Annotated in this window: 16 protein-coding genes; 6 read left to right on the forward strand and 10 right to left on the reverse strand. The window is 55.7% G+C overall.

What is annotated here, in order from left to right; translation table 11 throughout:
• The first annotated feature begins 227 nt into the window (after positions 1 to 227).
• From focA to pflA, 3 genes are all read left to right on the forward strand, one after another.
• Entirely contained in the window at positions 228 to 1,085 is an 858-nt protein-coding gene (gene focA, locus SPH27_RS06965; RefSeq protein WP_008499974.1) for a formate transporter FocA, read from the forward strand.
• 51 nt (positions 1,086 to 1,136) lie between these two features.
• Positions 1,137 to 3,419 carry a formate C-acetyltransferase gene (gene pflB, locus SPH27_RS06970; protein ID WP_033145088.1) on the forward strand — a complete coding sequence of 761 codons (2,283 nt, stop codon included), beginning with the start codon at positions 1,137 to 1,139 and terminating at the stop codon, positions 3,417 to 3,419.
• 204 nt (positions 3,420 to 3,623) lie between these two features.
• The gene (gene pflA, locus SPH27_RS06975) at positions 3,624 to 4,364 is read left to right on the forward strand and encodes a pyruvate formate lyase 1-activating protein (RefSeq protein ID WP_023310991.1); all 741 of its coding nucleotides are present in this window, start codon (positions 3,624 to 3,626) and stop codon (positions 4,362 to 4,364) included.
• A gap of 36 nt (positions 4,365 to 4,400) precedes the next feature.
• On the opposite strand, the gene SPH27_RS06980 is transcribed toward pflA, so the two are convergent.
• The 10 genes from SPH27_RS06980 to lrp form a co-directional block, all read right to left on the reverse strand.
• Entirely contained in the window at positions 4,401 to 4,922 is a 522-nt protein-coding gene (locus tag SPH27_RS06980; RefSeq protein WP_023310990.1) for an anti-virulence regulator CigR family protein, read from the reverse strand.
• Between the two features lie 123 nt (positions 4,923 to 5,045).
• Positions 5,046 to 6,194, reverse strand: a complete 1,149-nt coding sequence (locus SPH27_RS06985) for an MFS transporter (protein WP_047742311.1) — start codon at positions 6,192 to 6,194, stop codon at positions 5,046 to 5,048.
• A gap of 274 nt (positions 6,195 to 6,468) precedes the next feature.
• On the reverse strand, positions 6,469 to 7,332 hold the full coding sequence (locus SPH27_RS06990) for a dimethyl sulfoxide reductase anchor subunit family protein (protein ID WP_029739492.1): 864 nt from the start codon (positions 7,330 to 7,332) through the stop codon (positions 6,469 to 6,471).
• A 1-nt stretch (position 7,333) separates the two neighbouring features.
• Positions 7,334 to 7,951, reverse strand: coding sequence for a DMSO/selenate family reductase complex B subunit (locus SPH27_RS06995; RefSeq protein WP_047061494.1), 618 nt, complete (start codon positions 7,949 to 7,951; stop codon positions 7,334 to 7,336).
• Positions 7,952 to 7,961: 10 nt separating this feature from the next.
• Positions 7,962 to 10,406, reverse strand: coding sequence for a dimethylsulfoxide reductase subunit A (gene dmsA / locus SPH27_RS07000; protein ID WP_182072866.1), 2,445 nt, complete (start codon positions 10,404 to 10,406; stop codon positions 7,962 to 7,964).
• A 211-nt stretch (positions 10,407 to 10,617) separates the two neighbouring features.
• Positions 10,618 to 11,910 carry a serine--tRNA ligase gene (gene serS / locus SPH27_RS07005; protein WP_008499983.1) on the reverse strand — a complete coding sequence of 431 codons (1,293 nt, stop codon included), beginning with the start codon at positions 11,908 to 11,910 and terminating at the stop codon, positions 10,618 to 10,620.
• 92 nt (positions 11,911 to 12,002) lie between these two features.
• Positions 12,003 to 13,346, reverse strand: coding sequence for a replication-associated recombination protein RarA (gene rarA / locus SPH27_RS07010; protein WP_033145084.1), 1,344 nt, complete (start codon positions 13,344 to 13,346; stop codon positions 12,003 to 12,005).
• A gap of 9 nt (positions 13,347 to 13,355) precedes the next feature.
• On the reverse strand, positions 13,356 to 13,970 hold the full coding sequence (gene lolA, locus SPH27_RS07015; protein ID WP_023310983.1) for an outer membrane lipoprotein chaperone LolA: 615 nt from the start codon (positions 13,968 to 13,970) through the stop codon (positions 13,356 to 13,358).
• A 128-nt stretch (positions 13,971 to 14,098) separates the two neighbouring features.
• Positions 14,099 to 17,803: a DNA translocase FtsK 4TM domain-containing protein gene (locus tag SPH27_RS07020; protein WP_182072867.1), complete on the reverse strand. Its 3,705-nt coding sequence runs from the start codon at positions 17,801 to 17,803 to the stop codon at positions 14,099 to 14,101.
• A 135-nt stretch (positions 17,804 to 17,938) separates the two neighbouring features.
• The gene (lrp, locus tag SPH27_RS07025; protein WP_000228469.1) at positions 17,939 to 18,433 is read right to left on the reverse strand and encodes a leucine-responsive transcriptional regulator Lrp; all 495 of its coding nucleotides are present in this window, start codon (positions 18,431 to 18,433) and stop codon (positions 17,939 to 17,941) included.
• Between the two features lie 544 nt (positions 18,434 to 18,977).
• Between lrp and trxB the strand changes: the two genes are divergently transcribed.
• The 3 genes from trxB to cydC all read left to right on the forward strand — a co-directional run bounded on the left by trxB (position 18,978) and on the right by cydC (position 23,548).
• Positions 18,978 to 19,946 (forward strand): thioredoxin-disulfide reductase, encoded by a 969-nt coding sequence (trxB, locus tag SPH27_RS07030; protein ID WP_207168031.1) that lies wholly within the window; start codon positions 18,978 to 18,980, stop codon positions 19,944 to 19,946.
• Between the two features lie 114 nt (positions 19,947 to 20,060).
• Positions 20,061 to 21,827 (forward strand): heme ABC transporter permease/ATP-binding protein CydD, encoded by a 1,767-nt coding sequence (gene cydD, locus SPH27_RS07035; RefSeq protein WP_032658216.1) that lies wholly within the window; start codon positions 20,061 to 20,063, stop codon positions 21,825 to 21,827.
• The gene (cydC, locus tag SPH27_RS07040) at positions 21,827 to 23,548 is read left to right on the forward strand and encodes a heme ABC transporter ATP-binding protein/permease CydC (protein ID WP_039261552.1); all 1,722 of its coding nucleotides are present in this window, start codon (positions 21,827 to 21,829) and stop codon (positions 23,546 to 23,548) included. Before cydD ends, cydC begins: the two co-directional genes overlap by 1 nt.
• The last annotated feature ends 39 nt before the right edge of the window (positions 23,549 to 23,587 follow it).

The raw sequence follows: 23,587 nt of genomic DNA on the forward strand, positions 1-23,587 counted from the left end.
CTCCATATTAATTAACTGTGTCAGAGGTGGCTGAACGAAAAAATTCAACTCTTTTCATAACTTTTAAAATTTATTTTTATACGGATAATCAATTACTTACTCCGCATTTGCTGTAAAACCATACACACTGCGGGCCTATAAGCCAGGCGAGATATGATCTATATCAATTTCTCTTCTATAATGCTTTGTTAGTATCTCGTCGCCGACTTAATAAAGAGAGAGTTAGTGTGAAAGCTGACAACCCTTTTGATCTTTTACTCCCTGCTGCGATGGCCAAAGTTGCCGAAGAAGCGGGTGTCTATAAAGCAACGAAACACCCGATGAAGACGTTCTATCTGGCGATCACGGCTGGTGTGTTCATCTCTATCGCTTTCGTCTTCTACATCACCGCCACCACCGGTACTGCCGGAATGCCTTTCGGCATGGCCAAACTGATTGGCGGCATTTGCTTCTCACTGGGTCTGATTCTCTGCGTCATCTGCGGCGCCGACCTCTTCACCTCAACGGTGCTGATTGTCGTGGCAAAGGCCAGCGGAAGAATTACCTGGGGTCAGCTGGCACGTAACTGGCTTAACGTCTACGTGGGTAACCTGGTTGGCTGTCTGCTCTTTGTTTTGTTGATGTGGCTTTCTGGCGAGTACATGACCGCCAACGGTGGCTGGGGCCTAAACGTCCTGCAAACCGCCGACCACAAAATGCACCACACATTTATCGAAGCCGTTGCTCTCGGCATCCTCGCTAACCTGATGGTCTGCCTGGCTGTATGGATGAGCTACTCGGGTCGTAGCCTGATGGACAAAGCCTTAATTATGGTTCTGCCGGTTGCGATGTTTGTTGCCAGCGGCTTTGAGCACAGTATCGCGAATATGTTCATGATCCCAATGGGCATTGTCATCCGCGACTTTGCAAGCCCGGAGTTCTGGACCGCAGTTGGTTCATCCCCGGAAAGTTTCTCTCACCTGACTATTATGAATTTCATTACTGATAACCTGATCCCTGTCACTATCGGGAACATTATCGGTGGGGGTCTGTTAGTTGGGTTGACATACTGGGTCATTTACCTGCGTGGCGACGATCATCATTGATGGTTTTCTCAGGCAGTAAATAAAAAATCCACTTAAGAAGGTAGGTGTTACATGTCCGAGCTTAATGAAAAGTTAGCCACAGCCTGGGAAGGTTTTGCGAAAGGTGACTGGCAGAATGAAGTAAACGTACGTGACTTCATTCAGAAAAACTATACCCCGTATGAAGGTGACGAATCCTTCCTGGCTGGCGCAACTGACGCGACCACCAAGCTGTGGGACAGCGTAATGGAAGGCGTTAAACTGGAAAACCGCACTCACGCGCCAGTTGATTTTGACACCTCCGTTGCTTCCACCATCACTTCTCACGATGCTGGCTACATCAACAAAGCCCTTGAGAAAATCGTTGGTCTGCAGACTGAAGCACCACTGAAACGCGCAATCATCCCGTTCGGTGGTATCAAAATGGTTGAAGGTTCCTGCAAAGCGTATAACCGCGAGCTGGACCCAATGCTGAAAAAAATCTTCACCGAATACCGCAAAACCCACAACCAGGGTGTATTCGATGTTTACACCAAAGACATTCTGAACTGCCGTAAATCTGGCGTTCTGACTGGTCTGCCAGATGCGTATGGCCGTGGCCGTATCATCGGTGACTACCGTCGCGTTGCGCTGTACGGTATCGACTTCCTGATGAAAGACAAGTACGCGCAGTTTGTTTCCCTGCAGTCCGATCTGGAAAACGGCGTAAACCTGGAAGCGACTATCCGTCTGCGTGAAGAAATCGCTGAACAGCACCGCGCGCTGGGTCAGATCAAAGAGATGGCGGCAAAATATGGCTGCGATATCTCTGGTCCGGCTACCAACGCTCAGGAAGCTATCCAGTGGACCTACTTCGGCTACCTGGCCGCTGTTAAGTCTCAGAACGGTGCAGCAATGTCCTTTGGTCGCGTATCCACCTTCCTGGATGCGTACATCGAACGCGACATCAAAGCAGGCAAAATCACCGAGCAAGACGCTCAGGAAATGATTGACCACCTGGTCATGAAACTGCGTATGGTTCGCTTCCTGCGTACCCCTGAATACGATGAGCTGTTCTCTGGTGACCCAATCTGGGCAACAGAATCAATCGGTGGTATGGGCGTTGACGGCCGTACTCTGGTAACCAAAAACAGCTTCCGCTTCCTGAACACCCTTTACACCATGGGTCCTTCTCCGGAGCCGAACATCACCGTTCTGTGGTCTGAAAAACTGCCTCTGAACTTCAAGAAATTCGCCGCTAAAGTGTCCATCGATACCTCTTCTCTGCAGTACGAGAACGATGACCTGATGCGTCCGGACTTCAACAACGACGATTACGCTATCGCTTGCTGCGTAAGCCCAATGGTTGTTGGTAAACAAATGCAGTTCTTCGGTGCGCGTGCAAACCTGGCGAAAACCATGCTGTACGCAATCAACGGCGGCGTTGATGAAAAACTGAAAATGCAGGTTGGTCCTAAGTCTGAGCCGATCAAAGGCGACGTTCTGAACTTTGACGAAGTGATGGAGCGTATGGATCACTTCATGGACTGGCTGGCTAAACAGTATGTCACTGCGCTGAACGTAATCCACTACATGCACGACAAGTACAGCTACGAAGCCTCTCTGATGGCGCTGCACGACCGTGACGTTATCCGCACCATGGCGTGTGGTATCGCTGGTCTGTCCGTTGCTGCTGACTCCCTGTCTGCAATCAAATATGCGAAAGTTAAACCAATTCGTGACGAAGACGGCCTGGCTGTAGACTTCGAAATCGAAGGTGAATATCCGCAGTTTGGTAACAACGACTCTCGCGTTGATGACATGGCGGTTGACCTGGTAGAACGTTTCATGAAGAAAATTCAGAAACTGACTACTTACCGTAACGCTATCCCGACTCAGTCTGTTCTGACCATCACCTCTAACGTTGTGTATGGTAAGAAAACCGGTAACACCCCAGACGGTCGTCGTGCTGGCGCGCCATTCGGCCCAGGTGCTAACCCAATGCACGGTCGTGACCAGAAAGGTGCGGTTGCCTCTCTGACCTCCGTTGCTAAACTGCCGTTTGCTTACGCGAAAGATGGTATCTCTTATACCTTCTCTATCGTGCCAAACGCGCTGGGTAAAGACGACGAAGTGCGTAAAACTAACCTCGCGGGTCTGATGGATGGTTACTTCCACCACGAAGCGTCCATCGAAGGTGGTCAGCACCTGAACGTGAACGTCATGAACCGTGAAATGCTGCTCGACGCGATGGAACACCCTGAGAAATATCCTCAGCTGACCATCCGCGTATCTGGCTACGCAGTACGTTTTAACTCCCTGACTAAAGAACAGCAGCAGGACGTTATCACCCGTACTTTCACTCAGTCCATGTAACTGGAATTGACTGAAATCACGCGTTAAAAAGCGTACAATAAAGGCTCCACGTCAGTGGGGCCTTTTTAGCACCCTCTCCACCTCAGTCTCTTTTGTCCGCTATCTATACTCTATGGATATCAGCCAAAACAGACTTCAACACAGCCGGCTTTGAGCTGTGCATACTCAGGCCCCGGACGGGCCGATGCTGGAGATATCACCGCAATGTCAATTATTGGTCGCATTCACTCCTTTGAATCCTGTGGCACCGTCGATGGCCCGGGTATCCGTTTCATCACCTTTTTCCAGGGCTGCCTGATGCGCTGCCTGTACTGCCATAACCGTGACACCTGGGATACCCATGGCGGTAAAGAAGTGACCGTTGAAGACTTGATGAAAGAGGTGGTGACCTACCGCCACTTTATGAACGCGTCCGGCGGCGGCGTCACCGCATCCGGCGGTGAAGCCATTCTGCAGGCTGAATTTGTCCGCGACTGGTTCCGTGCCTGCCACAAAGAAGGCATTCATACCTGCCTCGACACCAACGGCTTTGTACGCCGCTACGATCCGGTTATCGACGAGCTGCTTGAAGTGACCGATCTGGTGATGCTCGATCTCAAACAGATGAACGATGAGATCCACCAGAACCTCGTTGGCGTCTCAAACCACCGCACGCTGGAATTCGCCAAATACATTGCCGATAAAGGCATCAAAACCTGGATCCGCTACGTGGTGGTTCCCGGCTGGTCAGATGACGACGACTCCGCGCACCGCCTGGGGGAATTTACCCGCGACATGGGCAACGTCGAGAAAATCGAACTTCTGCCCTATCACGAGCTGGGTAAACATAAATGGGTGGCAATGGGCGAAGAGTACAAACTCGATGGCGTGAAGCCGCCGAAGAAAGAGACGATGGAACGCGTCAAAGGTATTCTTGAACAGTACGGCCACAAGGTGATGTATTAAAGAAAAGGCCCGGTGAGAACCGGGCCTTTTTATATTCTATTTAAAGACGCCGTTAATAACGGAGGTCACAATGGCTGTACTCAGCGCAATTAAGACCAGGTCATCTCCGACCACGCGCCATTCATAGCCCGGGTAGGAAGGAAGCTGGCCCAGCATTGAGGCCGGCACGGTTTTCTTCGCAATGCCCGGAGGCAACGGCTTACCGCGCGCCAGGTTTTTCGCGATACCCGGAGGCAGAGAGTCATAGCCCGTTAAGCCATAATTCAGCGCCAGATGGCGGGCATGATCGAAGCTCACGCGAGCGTCGACATCGTTACCGACATCTTTACTGCTTTTAAAGCTTTTATCCGATTTTCCAGGGTTATCCTGACCGTTATTTTGCTTATTGCCATGGTTACCAGAATTCCCGTTACCATGATTACCGCCATTACCTTGCCCGCCACCGTTTCCGTGACCACCGCCATTCCCGTTTCCAGGATTAGCCATGACCGGAGCCGTTGCAAACGTTAAAGACAACACTACGGCAAGTGCGGTAGTGGAAAAACGACGAATAGACATGATTGCTGCCTTATAGTGGTAGGACTCACATGAATTATCGCCTGGCGCAATAAACAAACAATAAGTAAAACTCTTAGTTGTGACAGGGACAAAAAAGCCTGTCATCGACAGGCTTTTATTTAATCAGGCATGTGCCACAGGCGTTGGATGCTCGCCTGCTTTGCGCAGCAGCATCAAGAGATAAATAAACGACACGCTGGCGATCATGATAAACAATAAATTATCGGAATAATTCTGCATCAGCATCGCGGTAAACGTCGGCCCTAATAAACTGCCGATGGTATAGCTCAGTAACAGCGCCTGGTTCATTGCCACCAGCTGGTGATGTTCAACTTTCTCACAGGCCCAGGCCATCGCGACCGGATAGAGCGTAAAGCCAGCCGCCCCGAGAATAAACAGCGCAGGCGCCATCGCGGCGTTGCTGAGCATGGCAAGGCATCCCATAATGACCACAAAGACCTGCACGCGCAGCACCAGCAGACGACCGAAGCGGTCCGCCAGACGGCCAATCGGCCACTGCCCGACGATCCCCGCACTCACCATCACCGCCATCCAGAAGCCAATTCCAGAATCGCTGACGCCCTGATGATTCAGATAGAGCGGCATCAGGCCGTAGAGCGAGCCCAGTACAATCCCCGAGATAATGCAGCCGTTAACGCCCAGGCGCGCCTGACGGAGTCTGAGCATCGGCCAGACGTGGGTCGCTTCCTGATGCTCGCTGTTCTGGTTCACAATGCGCGTGAAGAGCAGCGGCAGGATCGCGGCCAGCACCATGCCCGTGACCCACGGCAGAACGCTCATCAGATCGGTTGGCAGCTTGCTGACCATCAGTTGACCCAGCACGGTGCCGACGTAATAAACCATCATATAGGCTGCCAGCAGGCGTCCACGGTTGCGCGAAGTGCCGCTGCACATCAGCGCGCTTTCAACCACCACCCAAATCATCGCGCAGCCTACGCCTGCGATAAAGCGCCATGCCATCCAGCTCCAGAAGCCGACCATCAGGCCCAGCCCGGCACACCCGGCGGCGAAAATCAGCGAAGCCAGATAGTAGCTGCGATTAAAGCCAAAGCGCTTAATCAGGCTCCCGGTCATTAGCGTACCCAGCAGGTTCCCGGTAAAAAAGGACGAGCTGACCATACCCACCTGCCAGGTCGGTAAGTTTTCATGGGCGAGCCATAGCGGGACGAGCGTATTTAACACTGCGATCGCCAGGGTCAACAGAAGCAGGCCACAAAGCAACAGAAGCACTGGCCGGGTATAGGTGGTCATGGATTAAAAACCGTGAGGAAGTTCAGATTTCGTGCGCATCATGCCACTGGCAAAACCAAAGTCAATCCACTGATTTAGCCGCCTCGCACAATATGTTCCCTGTCGATTTAAAAAACTTATCCTGCTAATGCCACGCCTGCTATAGATATTAATTATGTGTCTGTTTTTATTTATTAATGGGCGAAATTAAAACAAAACGACAGTCGAAAAATTTCATGATCGAAAAAAGAAAAGCCGGGCACTCAGGCCCGGCTTGATATAACTCAATGCAACGTTAACTGGCGATAGCCATACCTACGGTCATATGCAACCCGTAGAACACACCGCGACCAATCAGTTCACCCGCCAGGACCAGCACAAAGGCCAGTGACAGCAGCGGCAGCGCAGGCTGATAACCTTTGAGCTGAGGAGCAATCCAGAATACCAACGCAGCGACCAGCAGAACGATGCGCCAGGCCATAAGAGAACCGTAGTCCGGCACCAGGGCGGAAGCCTGCTGGATAGAGCTGTGAATGGTTGCCAGTTCGGCACCCTGCATCAGGGCGACCATCGCACTCACCACCAGCGCCAGCAGCGAAACAGCCGGCAGCAAACGCATTGCCCACCCGTCTACGCCCGCCACGCGCAGCAGCAGGTAGCCCAGCAGCGGCCCGCCGATAAACATCGTCAGGAAGAAGCTCATCGGCGTCCAGACGCTGTACCAGGTTGGAACGGTATCGATGGTGTTATAGACGCGCACCATCATCCACACGAACACCACGCCCAGCACCATGGTCACGATCAGCCACAGGCTGCGCAGACCCGCAGGCAATTTCTTCAAAGCGGCCAGCAGCCAGCCCAGCCCACCGACGGCAAAGAAAATTGCCCCGCTGGCAATCTCGTTACTGAGGGATGAGGCCCCCACGCGGTTCAGAGAGTTAAACGCGCGCATCGGCGAACCCAGGTGCAGCGTAGAGGCGATAAACCCAATCCCCATCAGCACCCACAGGCCAAACATGCTCAACACTAAACGCTGCTGCTGTTCAGCGTTGAGATTCCCCTTCAGCAGCGCCAGCGCGAGCACAATGAAACCGCCCGCCACGCACTGGCCAAAGACCGTGAAGATCATCAGCGGCCATTCATGCCATCCACTTCCCATCTCACACCTCCTTCGGATTTGCCAGGTAGCCGGTGGTGTCACCTGTAGGACGGCTGTTGGCGTTAGGTTTAATCACAATGCTCGGCTTCGTGAAGTGCGCAGACGGCAGTGGTGCCACTGCGGCAAGCTGACCGTGTTTTTGACGCAGCTCTTCAATCGGGCCGAAGTCCAGCGCGCGCAGCGGACAGGACTCGACGCAAATCGGCTTTTTGCCGTCCGCCACGCGGGTGTGGCAACCGTCGCATTTGGTCATATGACCTTTGGCGGCGTTGTACTGCGGCGCGCCGTACGGGCACGCCATGTGGCAGTACCGACAGCCGATGCAGACATCTTCGTTCACCACCACAAAACCGTCTTCACGCTTGTGCATCGCCCCACTCGGGCAGACCTTGGTGCAGGCCGGATCTTCACAGTGGTTACAGGCAATCGACAGGTAATAGGCAAAGACGTTCTGATGCCAGACGCCGTTATCTTCCTGCCAGTCGCCACCGGCGTATTCGTAAATACGGCGGAAGCTGACGTCAGGAGTCAGGTCTTTGTAATCTTTACAGGCCAGCTCGCAGGTTTTGCACCCGGTGCAACGGCTGGAATCAATAAAAAATCCATACTGGGTTGTCATCGGCTACTCCTTAAACCTTTTCAACCTGGACAAGGTTTGTGTGGGATGGGTTGCCCTTCGCCAGCGGCGACGGACGCTGCGTGGTCAGTACGTTAATACTGCCCGCCTGGTCGATGCGGTTGGCATCAGGGTTGTACCAGGCCCCTTCCCCCAGCGCCACCACGCCTGGCATCATGCGCGGCGTCACTTTGGCCTCAATGTGCACCTCGCCGCGGCCGTTGAAGATACGCACGCGATCGCCATTGCTGATGCCGCGTGCTTTGGCATCCATCGGATTGATCCACATCTCCTGACGGCAGGCGGCCTTGAGTACGTCGACGTTACCGTAGGTGGAGTGCACGCGCGCTTTGTAGTGGAAACCGGTCAGCTGCAGCGGGAATTTCGCCGTCAGCGGATCGTTATAGTTCTCGAAACCTGGCGTGTAGATCGGCAGCGGATCGATAACGTCCCCTTCCGGCAGCTCCCAGGTCGACGCGATTTTTGCCAGCTCTTCTGAGTAGATTTCGATTTTGCCCGACGGCGTGGTCAGCGGGTTCGCCTGCGGATCTTCACGGAACGCTTTGTACGCCACGTGATGCCCTTCCGGATCGCGCTGTTTGTACATACCCTGCTTGCGGAAGGTATCGAAATCAGGCAGGTCAGGGACCGCCTTACGGGAGAGTTCATGCAGATGGCGCATCCACCCTTCCTGTGTACGCCCCTCGGTAAACTGCTGCTCAACGCCAAGACGTTTCGCCAGCTCAGAGGTCATCTCATAAATGGTTTTGCACTCGAAGCGCGGTTTAATCGCCTGATCGGTAAAGATCACATAGGACATGTTGCCGCAGGAGGCGTCCAGCGCGAAATCCATCTGCTCAGAGGCCGTGCAGTCCGGCAGCAGGATATCGGCATATTTCGCCGAGGAGGTCATGTGGCAGTCGATGACCACAATCATCTCGCACTTCTTATCATCCTGCAGGATTTCATGGGTGCGGTTGATTTCGGAGTGCTGGTTGATGAGACAGTTACCGGCATAGTTCCAGATCATCTTGATCGGCACGTCCAGCTTGTCCTTGCCGCGCACGCCGTCGCGCAGGGCGGTCATTTCAGGACCACGTTCGATCGCATCGGTCCACATAAACATGGAGATGCTGGTCTGAACCGGGTTATCCAGCGTCGGCATGCGTTCGAACGGGACTTCATACGAGCCTTCACGCGCGCCGGTGTTACCGCCTTGAATACCGACGTTGCCGGTCAGAATGGAGAGCATGGAGATGGCGCGAGTCGCGATTTCGCCGTTCGCATGGCGCTGCGGTCCCCAGCCCTGGCTGATGTAGGCCGGTTTGGCCGAGCCAATCTCACGCGCCAGCTGAACGATACGCTCGGGCGGAATACCGGTGATGGTGGACGCCCACTCGGGCGTTTTCGCCACGCCGTCGCTGCCCTGCCCGAGAATATAGGCTTTATAATGACCGTTAGCAGGCGCGCTGGCTGGCAGGGTTTTCTCGTCATAGCCGACGCAGTATTTATCCAGGAAAGGCTGATCGACGAGGTTTTCTGTGATCATTACCCACGCAATCGCCGAGACCAGCGCTGCATCGGTACCCGGACGGATTGGGATCCACTCGTCTTCACGTCCGGCGCCGGTGTCGGTATAGCGCGGATCGATAATGATCATGCGGGCATTGGATTTGGCGCGGGCCTGTTCGAGGTAATAGGTTACCCCGCCGCCGCTCATGCGGGTTTCGCCCGGGTTGTTACCGAACAGGACGACCAACTTACTGTTTTCGATATCGGACGGGCTGTTGCCGTCCGCCCAGCCGCCGTAGGTGTAGTTCAGGCCCGCAGCAATCTGCGCCGATGAGTAGTCACCATAGTGATTGAGATAACCGCCGCAGCAGTTCATCAGGCGTGCCACCAGCGTTTTACCCGGTGGCCAGGAGCGGGTCAGCGTACCGCCGAGCGTCCCGGTGCCGTAGTTCAGGTAGATGGATTCGTTGCCGTACTCTTTGATAAGGCGCTGCATATTGGTGGCGATAATGTCGTAGGCTTCATCCCAGCTAATCCGCTCGAACTTCCCTTCGCCACGCTTACCGACGCGCTTCATCGGATATTTCAGGCGGTCCGGATTATACACGCGACGACGCATTGATCGGCCGCGCAAGCAGGCGCGAACCTGATGTAACCCTTCGTGGTTATCGTCGCCGGTATTGTCGGTTTCGACATATTTAATTTCGCCATCCACCACGTGCATACGCAGCGGACAACGGCTACCGCAGTTAACGGTACAAGCACTCCACACCACTTTTTCCGGAGCTGAAGCTGGGGATAGTGCATCCGCCGCTGAGGCCAGTCGGGTAAAAGGAAGCGTGAAGGCGCTGCTGGCTACGGCCAGGCCGCCTATTGCCGTGGTTTTCATCAACCCACGGCGAGTGACCTCGGCAGCCATTAATGCTTCAGGCGCGTTGATTTTCATAGAGACTCACTTTGGTTGCTCACAAAGAAAAGAGTGGCGGCGCAAACCGCTATGTAGTTTTATATACAACGAATTTTTACGTAATCAGCTTTTTATGCTGACTTTCATTCGGAGGAGTATTACTACTTTAGAGGGAGGGGGTATTGCGTCGTGTCAATTCAGAGGCATAAAAAAAGCGCCCAAAGGCGCTTTTTTGTTGTGAGGCAAAGAATTAGCCGATGTACTGCTGGCCTTTCATGTATGGACGCAGCACTTCAGGGATCTCAATACGACCGTCTGCCTGCTGATAGTTTTCCAGCACGGCAACCAGCGTACGGCCTACAGCCAGACCAGAACCGTTCAGGGTATGCACCAGACGGGTTTTCTTGTCAGATTTGCTGCGGCAGCGTGCCTGCATACGACGCGCCTGGAAATCCCAGACGTTAGAGCAGGAGGAGATCTCACGATAGGTGTTCTGCGCAGGCACCCACACTTCCAGATCGAAGGTTTTGCAGGCGCCAAAGCCCATATCACCGGTGCACAGGGCCATACGACGGTACGGCAGGCCCAGCAGCTCCAGCACTTTCTCAGCGTGGCCGGTCATCTCTTCCAGCGCGTCCATGGACTCTTCAGGACGGACGATCTGCACCATCTCAACTTTGTCGAACTGGTGCATACGGATCAGACCGCGCGTGTCGCGACCGTAAGAACCTGCTTCAGAACGGAAGCACGGTGAATGTGCCGTCAGCTTAATTGGCAGGTCGTCTTCATCGATGATCTCATCACGCACGAGGTTAGTCAGCGGCACTTCAGCGGTTGGGATCAGCGCGTAGTTGCTGCTGTCTGCTTCCTCGTCCAGCGGACGGGTATGGAACAGATCGCCGGCAAATTTTGGCAGCTGGCCTGTACCGTACAGCGTATCGTGGTTGACCAGATACGGCACGTAGGTTTCGCTGTAGCCATGCTGCTCGGTGTGCAGATCCAGCATGAACTGCGCCAGCGCGCGGTGCAGATGGGCAATCTGGCCTTTCATCACCACAAAACGGGAGCCGGTCAGCTTAACCGCTGCCGCAAAGTCCAGGCCCGCGTGCATTTCGCCCAGCGTCACGTGATCGCGCACTTCGAAGTCAAACTCACGAGGCGTACCCCAGCGTTTCACTTCAACGTTGTCGTTTTCATCTTTGCCGACAGGCACGCTGTCGTCAGGAATATTCGGGATAGCCAGGGCAATATCACGAATCTCGGCCTGAAGAACGTCCAGCTCAGCTTTAGCCTGATCCAGTTCTTCACCCAGTTTGTTCACTTCCAGGCGTAATGGCTCAATATCTTCCCCGCGCGCTTTCGCCTGGCCGATGGATTTCGATCGAGAGTTACGCTCTGCCTGCAGATTTTCAGTTTGTACCTGCAGAACTTTACGACGCTCTTCGAGAGCGCGCAGCTTATCTACATCCAGCTTAAAGCCCCGGCGTGCCAGTTTTTCAGCGACTGCGTCTGGCTCATTACGCAGCAGATTGGGATCGAGCATGCTTATCCTGTGCTTATCGAATTAAAATAGGAAAATGTGACCACAGCCTGCGGCCACAAGGATACATTGCAAACATTACCGCAACGATTGAACTAACGGTAGCGTTTTATAGGGCTATTTTGATCCTGTCCGGCGAGCCAGGTGAGCTTTTCACCAATCTTGCCTTCAAGACCTCTGTTTGTGGGGTGATAATAGCGCGTTTGTGCCATCTCCTGCGGGAAATATTCCTCCCCGGCAGCGTAGGCATTGGGTTCATCATGAGCGTAACGGTACTCCTGCCCATATCCCATCTCTTTCATCAGCTTGGTCGGCGCGTTACGCAGGTGAACCGGCACATCGTAGTCCGGACGTTCACGCGCATCGGACATCGCCGCTTTAAAGGCGGTATAAACCGCATTGCTTTTCGGCGCGCAGGCCAGATAAACAATCGCCTGCGCAATGGCACGTTCGCCTTCCGCAGGTCCAACGCGGGTGAAGCAGTCCCAGGCCGACAGCGCAACCTGCATGGCGCGAGGATCGGCATTGCCGACATCTTCTGACGCAATCGCCAGACAGCGACGCGCGACATACAAAGGATCGCCGCCCGCAGTGATAATGCGCGCGTACCAGTAAAGCGCCGCATCCGGCGCGCTGCCGCGCACGGACTTATGCAGCGCCGAGATCAGGTCGTAAAAACGGTCGCCTTTGTTATCGAAACGCGCGCTGCGCTCCCCCGCAATTTCGGTGAGCAGTTCCGGCTTCAGCACCCGCTTCCCGGCATCGTCGATTTCGGCCATATCGGCCATCATTTCCAGCGTGTTCAGCGCCCGACGCGCATCGCCGTTGACCAGCTCGGCAATCGCACGACGCGTGTCGTCAGGCAGAACGATATCCTGCCCGCCGTAGCCGCGCGCTTTGTCGTCCATCGCCTGGGTGAGAACCTTTTCGATATCCTCGGTGGTGAGCGATTTGAGCAGGTAAACGCGCGCGCGGGAAAGCAGCGCCGAGTTCAGTTCAAACGATGGGTTTTCGGTGGTCGCACCGATGAAGAAGATCGTGCCGTCTTCAATATGCGGCAGGAAGGCATCCTGCTGGCTCTTGTTGAAGCGGTGGACTTCGTCCACGAAGAGGATGGTACGCCGCCCGGCGTTGCGGTTCTGCCGCGCACGCTCGATCGCCTCACGGATCTCTTTCACGCCGGAGGTAACCGCCGAGATACGTTCAACGTCCGCGTTGGCATAGCGGGCGATAACTTCTGCAAGCGTAGTCTTGCCGGTGCCAGGGGGGCCCCAGAGGATCATGGAGTGAAGATGCCCGGCCTCAATGGCGCGCGGCAATGGTTTACCGGCAGCCAGCAGGTGTTGCTGGCCGATGTACTGCGCTAAATTTTCTGGCCGCATACGGGCGGCCAGAGGTTGAAACGCGTTATCTGAAAAATCGAGCGACAGATTGCCCACTCACGCCTCTTACTTATTGCGTTGGTCGTCCACCGTTACGCCCTGCGGCGGGGTAAAGGTGAATTTCGATGCATCAACGGCGCCGTTTTGCTGAGACTTGAGCTGGTAGCTGCTGCGCTGATCGTCCTGCTCAACCGCGCCAAACTGATTAATCGTACCGTTGGTGCTTACGTTAATGGTGAACTGCTTCAGGTTGCCGTTACTGCCTTTCGGCGTCAGGACAAACTCGTCACCCGTCTGTTTAATATTGTACTGCTGCCAGTCGCTGGACTGGTTACGGGCAATCAGCATAAACGGCGTATTGCTGGTGGCATCTTTCAGCCAGGTCGCCGTTGCCTGCTCAACGAACGGGTTGAAGAACCATAAGGTTTTGCCGTCAGACACCAGGATGCTCTCATCCGGCTGGGTCATGTGCCAGTTGAACAGATTTGGGCGTTTTACCCACAAATCTCCCTGACCTTCCTGCACCGCGTTGCCGCTGCCGTCAGTCACTTTTTGCGTGAAGCTGGCGTGGAAGCTGCTTACTTTATCCAGTCGGCTTTTAAGGTCGCTGGCTGCATCAGCCCAGACGCTGCTGGCGACAAAACTGGTGAGTAATGCACAGGCGATGGCGATTTTTTTCATTGTTATTCCTTAAAATACGTCTTCCCGATATGGGGTTTCCGTCTTCTATTCTGGACCTGCCCGAAGGCAGGCGACAGAAGAAAATGCTTAATTTTGGCTGATTTACCCTTCTTTGCAATCGCTGAAGGTTAATCAAACGGCGGCGGCGCCAGCACCTCGCGGTTACCGTTATGCCCCTGCTCGCTCACAATGCCCTGCGCTTCCATCTGCTCGATGATGCGCGCTGCGCGGTTATAGCCGATGCGGAACTGACGCTGCACGCCTGAGATGGACGCTTTGCGTTTTTCGGTAACGAAGTTAACCGCCTGATCGAATAACGGATCCAGCTCTTCGCCGCCGTCGAAGCCACCGCCGCCGCCTTCGCTTTCCGTGTCGCTGGTAATACCGTCAACGTATTGCGGACGACCGCGCGCTTTCCAGTCCTGCACGACGGCGTGAACTTCCTCATCGCGGACGAACGCACCGTGGACACGCACCGGAGAGGTGGAGTTCGGGCCTGAATAGAGCATGTCACCCATACCCAGCAGCGATTCTGCGCCGCCCTGGTCAAGAATGGTACGGGAGTCAATTTTACTGGATACGGTAAAGGCGATACGCGTCGGGATGTTCGCTTTGATAAGACCAGTGATCACGTCCACGGAAGGACGCTGGGTCGCCAGCACAAGGTGAATACCGGCCGCACGCGCTTTCTGCGCCAGACGGGCAATCAGCTCTTCTACTTTCTTACCGACGGTCATCATCAGGTCAGCGAATTCATCGACCAGCACGACGATATAAGGCAGTTTTTCCAGCACCGGATGCTGGGCATCCATGCTGTCACCCGGCTTCCAGTAAGGATCCGGGATCGGACGCCCCATGCGCACAGCCTGGGCAATTTTCTCGTTATAACCGGCCAGGTTACGCACGCCCAACGCAGACATCAGCTTGTAGCGGCGTTCCATCTCGTTGACGCTCCATCGCAGGGCGTTGGCGGCGTCCTTCATATCGGTGACCACTTCGGTCAGCAAATGTGGGATGCCTTCGTAGACCGACAGTTCGAGCATTTTCGGGTCGATCATAATGAAACGCACATCTTCCGGCTGCGCTTTATAGAGCATGCTGAGGATCATGGCGTTCACACCAACAGACTTACCGGAACCGGTGGTACCTGCTACCAGCAGGTGAGGCATTTTGGCGAGATCCGCGACTACCGGATCGCCAGCGATATCTTTACCCAGCACCACGGTCAGCGGAGATGGGTTATCGCGGAATTTGGTGTTATCCAGCACTTCACGCAGGTAGACGGTCTGACGTTTCTTGTTCGGCAGCTCAAGGCCAACGTACGGTTTGCCCGGTATCACTTCCACCACACGCACCGCCACGGTCGAGAGAGAACGCGCCAGGTCGCGGGACAGGTTGGAAATACGCGCGGCTTTAACGCCTGGCGCCAGGTTCAGTTCAAAACGGGTGATCACAGGACCCGGCGAGTAGTTCACCACGTCCGCCTTGATGCGGAAGTCAGCCAGACGCGCTTCAACCAGACGCGCCATCTGCTCCAGCGCGAAGGTATCGACCGGCTCCACTTCTGACGGCGGAGGCGTTAACAGATCCAGCGACGGCAGCGGAGTGCTTGGACGCTGCAGCGGACGGCTGTCACCGTTACGCATCAGCAGCGGGTGAATCAGACTTTCCTGCGGCTGAGGCGCAGGCTGCTGGAACTGCGGCGGCTGTGGTGGCTGCTGCGGTTGCTGAACAGATTGATGCGGCTGCGCATACGGCTGCTGAACAGGCGGCTGCGCGTAGGCCTGTGGTGCTGGCTGCTGGCGCACAAGCTCCGCTTCCGGCATCACGCTCGGGGTAAATAAAGGCTCGCTAGGGCCATCATCCACCAGATCCTTCATCGGCGAGAATTCAAAATCAGACAGCGAGAACGGATTTGCTCCAGCCGGTTGTTCACCGGAATAGCGCTGCTGCTGGGTGGCGGCGAACTGGCGCGCCAGTTCTGCTTCAGCCGCGTCCTCTTCGTCTTCCAGCATAGGTTCATCGTGCTGGTATTCATTACCGTAGCGCTGATTCTGCTGCGCGGCGAACTGACGGGCCAGCTCGTCCTGCTGCATTTCATCGGCGTCATCTTCGTACTCAGGCTCGCGCGCTTTCTCTTCCGCCATACGCTGGGAAGGCAGCTTGATGCCATAAGAGGCAAGCTCACGGCGGGTTGGAACGCGAACGCGGTTAGGGCGAGGCAGTTGCGGACCAATCCCCTCCTTCACCTGAGGACGTGGTGTGCCACTGGTTGCCAGGCTAAAGACAGGTGCAGCTACGGCTGCGGCCGCGGTAGCCTGCTTCACGCTTTCCGCTACGGGTGCGACTGCAGGCGTCGGGTCGATCGGTGGAACGGAAACAGAAGGCGCTTTCGTCACCGGCTCCTGCACCGGTTCAGGCACAGGCTGGTACCAGGCCGCCAGCTGCTCGCGTTCACGCGCGCGACGCTCTTCAACTTCTTCAAAATAGTACATCGGCGGACGAGAGGGTTTTACCTCTTCCACGATTTCAGGTTCAGGCTGCGGCTCTACATAAGGCTGCACAGGTTCAACCGGTTCAGGCACATACTCCTGATAAGGTTGGGCCACAGGCTGTTCATAGTGCGGGTACTCTTGTGGTTCATACGCAGGCTGCGGCGGCTGATATGGCTGCTGCCACTGCTCCTGCTGCACAGGGATGTAGCTCTCTGGTTCAGGTGCGATAACCGGCTCCGGCGTGTGAACGCCTGGCGCAGTCTGCCAGTCAACCTGAGGCTGCTGAATAACGGATTCCGGCGGCGAAACCGGCGCGGATGGCATCACGGCATCGACAGGCGCGGCATACGCCTGCGCAGCGGTCGTCGCGGCTGCGGCGGCTGCAACCGGCTCGGTAACCGAATGGCCATTTAACAGCGGATCGTATTCGTCGAAGTCACCCGGAGTGGCCCGGCTGCCGGAGAAGAGCACATCGTCAGGATCGACGGCGACACCTGCAGCGCGATACGCCACCTGCTCGTCTTCATCCATGCGTTTACCGGAGAAGAGCGCCGCATCGGTTTTACGACCTAGCGGGTTGGCAAATTTCTCAGCAACACGCTGACGACGGGCCAGCGCGCCGCGCAGAATACGCGCACGACGAGACTCGCGACGCTGCACAGGCGCGTCATCTTCCTCTTCATCTTCGTATTCGTCTTCATCAACCCACGTATCGTCACGGCGGGTACGGTTGCTGGCGAAAGTCAGAATGGTGAGGATAAAACTTCCGATCTTCTCAGCAATGCTTACCCAGGACCAGCCGGTAAACAGCGTCAGCCCGGCAGCCCAGATGCACAGCAGCGCCAGCGTGCCGCCGCTGCTGTGCAGCATCGGCTGCAGCGCAGAACTGAGTAAACTGCCGATCACTCCGCCAGAGGCGAAGTACCAGATATCATCCGCATTGATTGCCGCCAGCCCGCACGAGGTGAGGATCAGCGCCAGCGCGCCAATCAGGCGCAGCGACACGGCAAAATAGTCGATGTAATCATCGTTCTGACGATGACGCCACGCAAACCAGCATCCGCCAATGATAATGACGGGAAGGGTGTAGGCCATCACACCGAAAATGAAGAACAGCGTGTCCGCAAGCCAGGCACCGGGGACACCGCCTAAATTATGGATAGGCTCATGCCATGCAGTTTGTGACCAGCTGGGATCTGAGGGGTTGAAACTGAGTAAGGCTGCCATCAGCCAGACGGCAAAAAGGGCAATAACAATCAGCAAAGCCTCGAGGAGACGACGTCCGCTGCTTAGCTTCGATAGTGTGACTTCTTTGTCTTCAGTGTATTCCTGGCTCAAAAAAGGCTCTCCAGGTATCAGGCATATCCTGCCTTTTTGCTAAAACGGACAACAGCGCCGGGACTCCCCGGCACTGTTGCTGTATGGATTAACAGGAGTGTAATCAAACTACGCTGATTTTGCACCTGTTCCGTGTTAGCGCGTCTTAATAACCAGACGATTGCTCTGTTTGACCTCTTCCATCACCACATACGTACGGGTGTCGTTCACGCCTGGCAGACGCAGCAGGGTTTCCCCCAGCAGCTTACGGTAGGCGGACATATCAGGCACACGGGTTTTCAACAGGTAGTCGAAATCACCGGACACCAGATGACACTCTTGAATTTCTTCAAGTTTTTGTACAGCGGCGTTAAATTGCTCAAACACATCCGGCGCACCACGATTCAGAGTAATCTCAACAAATACCAGAAGTGAGGCATCCAGATAATGCGGGTTCAGCAGAGCAGTATAGCCCTGAATGAAACCCTGTCTTTCCAGTCGGCGCACACGCTCAAGGCACGGCGTCGGGGAAAGTCCCACACGTTTTGAAAGCTCGACGTTGGAAATACGCCCATCCTTTTGCAATTCATTAAGAATGTTACGATCGATACGGTCGAGATCTTTGCCAGGGCGCTTCTTGCTATCTACCATTATTATTGTCTCTCTGTATTCCTTCCCTACTCCTGCCTGGACCCTGTGCACATCACTGTTCAGAGCCTGTACCCGTTAGTCATCACATCGCCTGGTTTTGTATTAGACGCGATGCGGATTCGGGTTCTGTTGGTAAGAAGACCGTTGCCCGAAGGCAGTCACCGACATCACGTATGGCGTCTGTCCACGCCATGCGTAGATTTCACTGACCCGGTAAAAATGGCATTTACGTGCATGCCTATGCGGCATACGGTTAACGCGGTTTTTTTTCTTCCTTGAATGTTTTCGCAAAAGCGCAGGGGATTGTCAAAGCAAAACATCGTTTTTTAGTACAACATGCCGGATATTCATTACGGCAGGGTATTAATCCTCATTTTATTGCCTTACAAACGACCGGTTTTCAGGCGAAAGCGTGATGTTATAGCGCCTCATTCATCGCCCGTGGCTATTACACAGATTGATATCAAAATTGCTGCGCTCTTTTTTTACGACAACAAATTCCCTACAATCCAGCCAAATGTCTGCCAACAACAATGGGGATCTCATGGGCACGGCCAAACACAGTAAGCTGCTAATCCTTGGTTCTGGACCTGCGGGATATACCGCAGCGGTCTATGCTGCACGCGCTAACCTGCACCCGGTACTCATCACCGGCATGGAAAAAGGCGGTCAGCTGACCACCACCACCGAAGTGGAAAACTGGCCAGGGGACCCGAACGACCTGACCGGGCCGCTGCTGATGGAACGTATGCACGAGCATGCCGCTAAATTCGAAACTGAAATTCTGTTCGACCACATCAATAAGGTCGATCTGCAGAACCGTCCGTTCCGCCTGTCGGGCGATAGCGGCGAATACACCTGTGACGCGCTGATCGTTGCCACCGGCGCCTCTGCCCGTTACCTCGGTCTGCCATCCGAAGAAGCGTTCAAAGGCCGCGGCGTCTCTGCCTGCGCAACCTGTGACGGTTTCTTCTACCGTAATCAGAAAGTCGCGGTCATCGGCGGCGGCAACACCGCAGTGGAAGAAGCGCTCTACCTGGCGAACATTGCCTCTGAAGTGCACCTGATCCACCGTCGCGAAACCTTCCGCGCGGAGAAGATCCTGATCAAACGTCTGATGGATAAAGTGGCCAGCGGCAACATCGTGCTGCACACCAACCGTACCCTGGAAGAGGTGACGGGCGACCAGATGGGCGTTGCCGGTCTGCGTATCCGTGATACCCAGAACACCGATAACGTCGAAACGCTTGAAGTGGCGGGTCTTTTCGTGGCGATCGGTCACAGCCCGAACACCGCGATCTTCGACGGTCAGCTGGAGCTGGAAAACGGCTACATCAAAGTGCAGTCCGGCATTCACGGTAACGCGACCCAGACCAGCATCCCGGGCGTGTTCGCGGCTGGCGACGTGATGGACCATATTTATCGTCAGGCGATCACCTCTGCTGGCACCGGCTGTATGGCCGCGCTGGACGCTGAACGCTACCTCGATGGACTGGCTGAACAAGGTAAATAATCTTTACAAGTCAGTAACAAACGTAAATAAAGGCGGCGATAAGTCGCCTTTATTGTCTCCCCGTTGTAACATTGCGCTGCCCAATTTCTAATAACGTCACCTGCAAAGTACGCAATGGAAAAAACCCGTCAACAAGAGTTAACACGCTGGCTGAAACAGCAAAGCGTTATTTCCCGCCGCTGGCTTACGATTTCCCGTCTCCTGGGGTTCGTTAGCGGTCTGTTGATTGTTGCCCAGGCATGGCTGCTGGCCCGCATTCTTAATCACATGATCATGGAGAACATCCCGCGCGAAGCGCTGTTGCTGCCTTTTATTGTCCTGATCCTGATTTTTATCCTGCGCGCCTGGGTGGTGTGGCTGCGTGAGCGCGTCGGTTTTCACGCCGGACAGCATATCCGCTACGAGATCCGCCGCCAGGTGCTCGATCGTCTTCAGGAAGCCGGGCCCGCGTGGATCCAGGGTAAACCTGCCGGTAGCTGGGCGACGCTGATCCTTGAGCAGATTGACGATATGCACGACTACTATGCGCGCTATCTGCCGCAAATGGCCCTTGCCGTCTTCGTTCCGCTGCTGATCGTGATCGCCATCTTCCCAGTGAACTGGATGGCTGCGCTGATTCTGATGGGCACCGCCCCGCTGATCCCGCTGTTTATGGCGCTGGTCGGCATGGGGGCAGCGGATGCCAACCGCCGTAACTTTCTGGCACTGGGTCGCCTGAGCGGCCATTTCCTCGATCGTCTTCGCGGCATGGAGACGTTACGCATTTTTGGCCGCGGTGAAGCGGAAACCGAAAATATTCGCCAGGCATCGCAGGACTTCCGTCAGCGCACCATGGAAGTGTTACGCCTCGCCTTCTTGTCTTCCGGCGTACTGGAATTCTTTACCTCGCTGTCGATTGCCCTCGTGGCGGTCTACTTTGGCTTCTCCTACCTTGGCGCGCTGGATTTCGGCCATTACGGCACGGCGGTGACCCTTTCTGCCGGGTTCCTGGCGCTGATCCTGGCCCCGGAGTTTTTCCAACCGCTTCGCGATCTGGGGACCTTCTATCACGCCAAAGCGCAGGCGGTTGGCGCAGCCGATAGCCTGAAAACATTCCTTGAAACGCCGCTGGCACACCCGGAGCGGGGTGACGTGACGCTGAATGCTAAAGATCCCGTGACCATTGAAGCGCAGGACTTTTCTATTCTGTCACCCGAAGGCAAAGTGCTCGCGGGTCCGCTGAATTTTACCTTACCTGCCGGACAACGGGTGGTGCTCGTCGGCACCAGCGGTTCCGGTAAAAGCTCGCTCCTGAATGCGCTATCCGGCTTTATGGCCTACACGGGTTCACTGCGGATCAACAAAACCGAACTGCGTAACCTCGATCCAGACGCCTGGCGTAAACAGCTCAGTTGGGTAGGACAAAACCCGCAGCTTCCAGCCTCTACGCTGCGTGAAAACGTCCTGCTGGCGCGCCCGGACGCGCGTGAAGATGAACTGCAGTCGGTGCTCGACCGCGCCTGGGTCAGCGAGTTTCTGCCGCTGCTTCCGCAGGGGGTAGATACCGTGGTCGGCGACCAGTCCGCCGGGCTGTCGGTCGGACAGGCGCAGCGCGTGGCCGTTGCCCGCGCGTTGTTGAATCCTTGTCAGCTGATGCTGCTGGATGAGCCCGCCGCCAGCCTGGATGCCCACAGCGAGCAGCGCGTAATGGAGGCCCTGAACGCCGCCTCCCGGCAGCAAACCACCCTGATGGTTACCCATCAGCTGGAGGGGATTGCCGACTGGGATCAGATCTGGGTTATGGAGAACGGCCGTATTGTTGAGCAAGGCGATTACGCCTCTCTCGTTGCCGCGCAGGGACCGTTTGCCGCCCTGCTGGCGAACCGTCAGGAGGACATCTGATGCGTGCTCTGCTGCCTTATCTTGCGCTCTATAAACGCCACAAATGGATGCTGACGCTGGGGATTGTGCTGGCGATTGTCACGCTGCTCGCCAGCATTGGCCTGCTCACGCTTTCCGGCTGGTTCCTGTCGGCCTCGGCCGTCGCGGGCTTTGCCGGTTTATACAGCTTCAACTATATGCTCCCGGCTGCCGGCGTTCGCGGTACCGCCATCACGCGGACTGCCGGACGCTATTTCGAACGGCTGGTCAGCCACGACGCCACTTTCCGCGTGCTGCAGCACCTGCGCATCTACACCTTCAGCAAACTGCTGCCCCTCTCCCCTGCCGGGCTGGCGCGTTTTCGTCAGGGTGAGTTACTTAACCGTGTCGTTGCGGATGTCGACACGCTGGATCACCTTTACCTGCGCGTGATTTCCCCGATCGTGGGCGCGTTTGTGGTGATTGTGGTGGTCACGCTGGGGCTGTCTGTTCTGGATGTTTCCGTTGCGCTGACGCTGGGCGGGATCATGCTGCTGACGCTCATCATTCTGCCGCCGCTGTTTTACCGCGCCGGGAAATCCACCGGGGAAAACCTGACGCGCCTGCGCGGGGACTACCGCCAGCAGCTCACCTCCTGGCTTCAGGGGCAGGCAGAGCTGACGATATTTGGCGCCAGCAAGCGCTATCGCGCCCGCATGGAAAGTACGGAGCTTAACTGGCATGAGGCCCAGCGCCGCCAGTCGGAGCTGACGGCCTTCTCTCAGGCGCTGATGATGTTAATCGGCGGCGTGGCGGTGATTGCCATGCTGTGGCTGGCTTCCGGCGATGTCGGGGGGAATTCACAGCCGGGTCCTCTTATTGCCCTTTTCGTCTTCTGCGCGCTGGCGGCGTTTGAGGCGCTGGCCCCGGTAACGGGCGCCTTCCAGCATCTGGGCCAGGTGATCGCCTCTGCCCTGCGCATCACGCAGATTGCCGAACAGGAGCCTGAAGTCACGTTCAGTGCCGGGCAGACCGCGGTACCAGAGCAGGTCGCGCTGACGCTTGAAGATGTCACCTTCGCCTATGACAAACAGGCGCAGAACGCGCTGGACGGTATTAACCTTTCTGTTAACGCAGGACAGCGGATGGCGATCCTCGGCCGTACCGGCTGCGGTAAATCGACGCTGCTGCAGTTGCTGACCCGCGCCTGGGATCCGCAGCGCGGCCAGATTCGTTTTAATAACACGTTGCTGACTGATTTTAGCGAGCAGGCCCTGCGCAAGACGGTGAGCGTCGTTCCGCAGCGCGTGCACCTGTTTAGCGCCACCCTGCGCGATAACCTGCTGCTGGCCGCGCCAGAGGCCTCTGATGATGCGCTTCGCGCCGTGCTGGAGCAGGTCGGGCTGCAAAAACTGCTTGAGGACGACGGGCTAAACAGCTGGCTGGGCGAAGGCGGCCGTCAGCTGTCCGGCGGTGAACTGCGCCGTCTGGCAATTGCGCGCGCGCTGCTGCACGATGCGCCGCTGATGCTGCTCGACGAACCCACCGAAGGGCTGGATGCCACAACCGAGAGCCAAATCCTTGATTTGCTGGCGAATGTCATGACCGGCAAAACCGTGCTGATGGTCACACACCGCCTGCGCGGACTGGCGAGTTTTGATCAGATAATTGTGATGGACAACGGACACATTATTGAGCAAGGTAGTCACGCAGAGCTGTTGGCGAAACAGGGTCGCTACTACCAGTTTAAACAGCGTCTGTAGACTATATTTGTAGCGTCCTTACTCGCGTACTGGAGTTTT

Source organism: Enterobacter sp. A103, assembly GCF_034427535.1.
In the GTDB taxonomy this organism is placed as follows: Bacteria; Pseudomonadota; Gammaproteobacteria; order Enterobacterales; family Enterobacteriaceae; genus Enterobacter; species Enterobacter asburiae_B.

Coding starts and splice junctions, on each gene's coding strand:
- pflB (WP_033145088.1), top strand. CDS start 1,137: ATGTCCGAGCTTAATGAAAAGTTAGCCACAGCCTGGGAAGGTTTTGCG.
- pflA (WP_023310991.1), top strand. CDS start 3,624: ATGTCAATTATTGGTCGCATTCACTCCTTTGAATCCTGTGGCACCGTC.
- SPH27_RS06980 (WP_023310990.1), bottom strand. CDS start 4,922: ATGTCTATTCGTCGTTTTTCCACTACCGCACTTGCCGTAGTGTTGTCT.
- SPH27_RS06985 (WP_047742311.1), bottom strand. CDS start 6,194: ATGACCACCTATACCCGGCCAGTGCTTCTGTTGCTTTGTGGCCTGCTT.
- SPH27_RS06990 (WP_029739492.1), bottom strand. CDS start 7,332: ATGGGAAGTGGATGGCATGAATGGCCGCTGATGATCTTCACGGTCTTT.
- SPH27_RS06995 (WP_047061494.1), bottom strand. CDS start 7,951: ATGACAACCCAGTATGGATTTTTTATTGATTCCAGCCGTTGCACCGGG.
- dmsA (WP_182072866.1), bottom strand. CDS start 10,406: ATGAAAATCAACGCGCCTGAAGCATTAATGGCTGCCGAGGTCACTCGC.
- serS (WP_008499983.1), bottom strand. CDS start 11,910: ATGCTCGATCCCAATCTGCTGCGTAATGAGCCAGACGCAGTCGCTGAA.
- lolA (WP_023310983.1), bottom strand. CDS start 13,970: ATGAAAAAAATCGCCATCGCCTGTGCATTACTCACCAGTTTTGTCGCC.
- lrp (WP_000228469.1), bottom strand. CDS start 18,433: ATGGTAGATAGCAAGAAGCGCCCTGGCAAAGATCTCGACCGTATCGAT.
- trxB (WP_207168031.1), top strand. CDS start 18,978: ATGGGCACGGCCAAACACAGTAAGCTGCTAATCCTTGGTTCTGGACCT.
- cydD (WP_032658216.1), top strand. CDS start 20,061: ATGGAAAAAACCCGTCAACAAGAGTTAACACGCTGGCTGAAACAGCAA.
- cydC (WP_039261552.1), top strand. CDS start 21,827: ATGCGTGCTCTGCTGCCTTATCTTGCGCTCTATAAACGCCACAAATGG.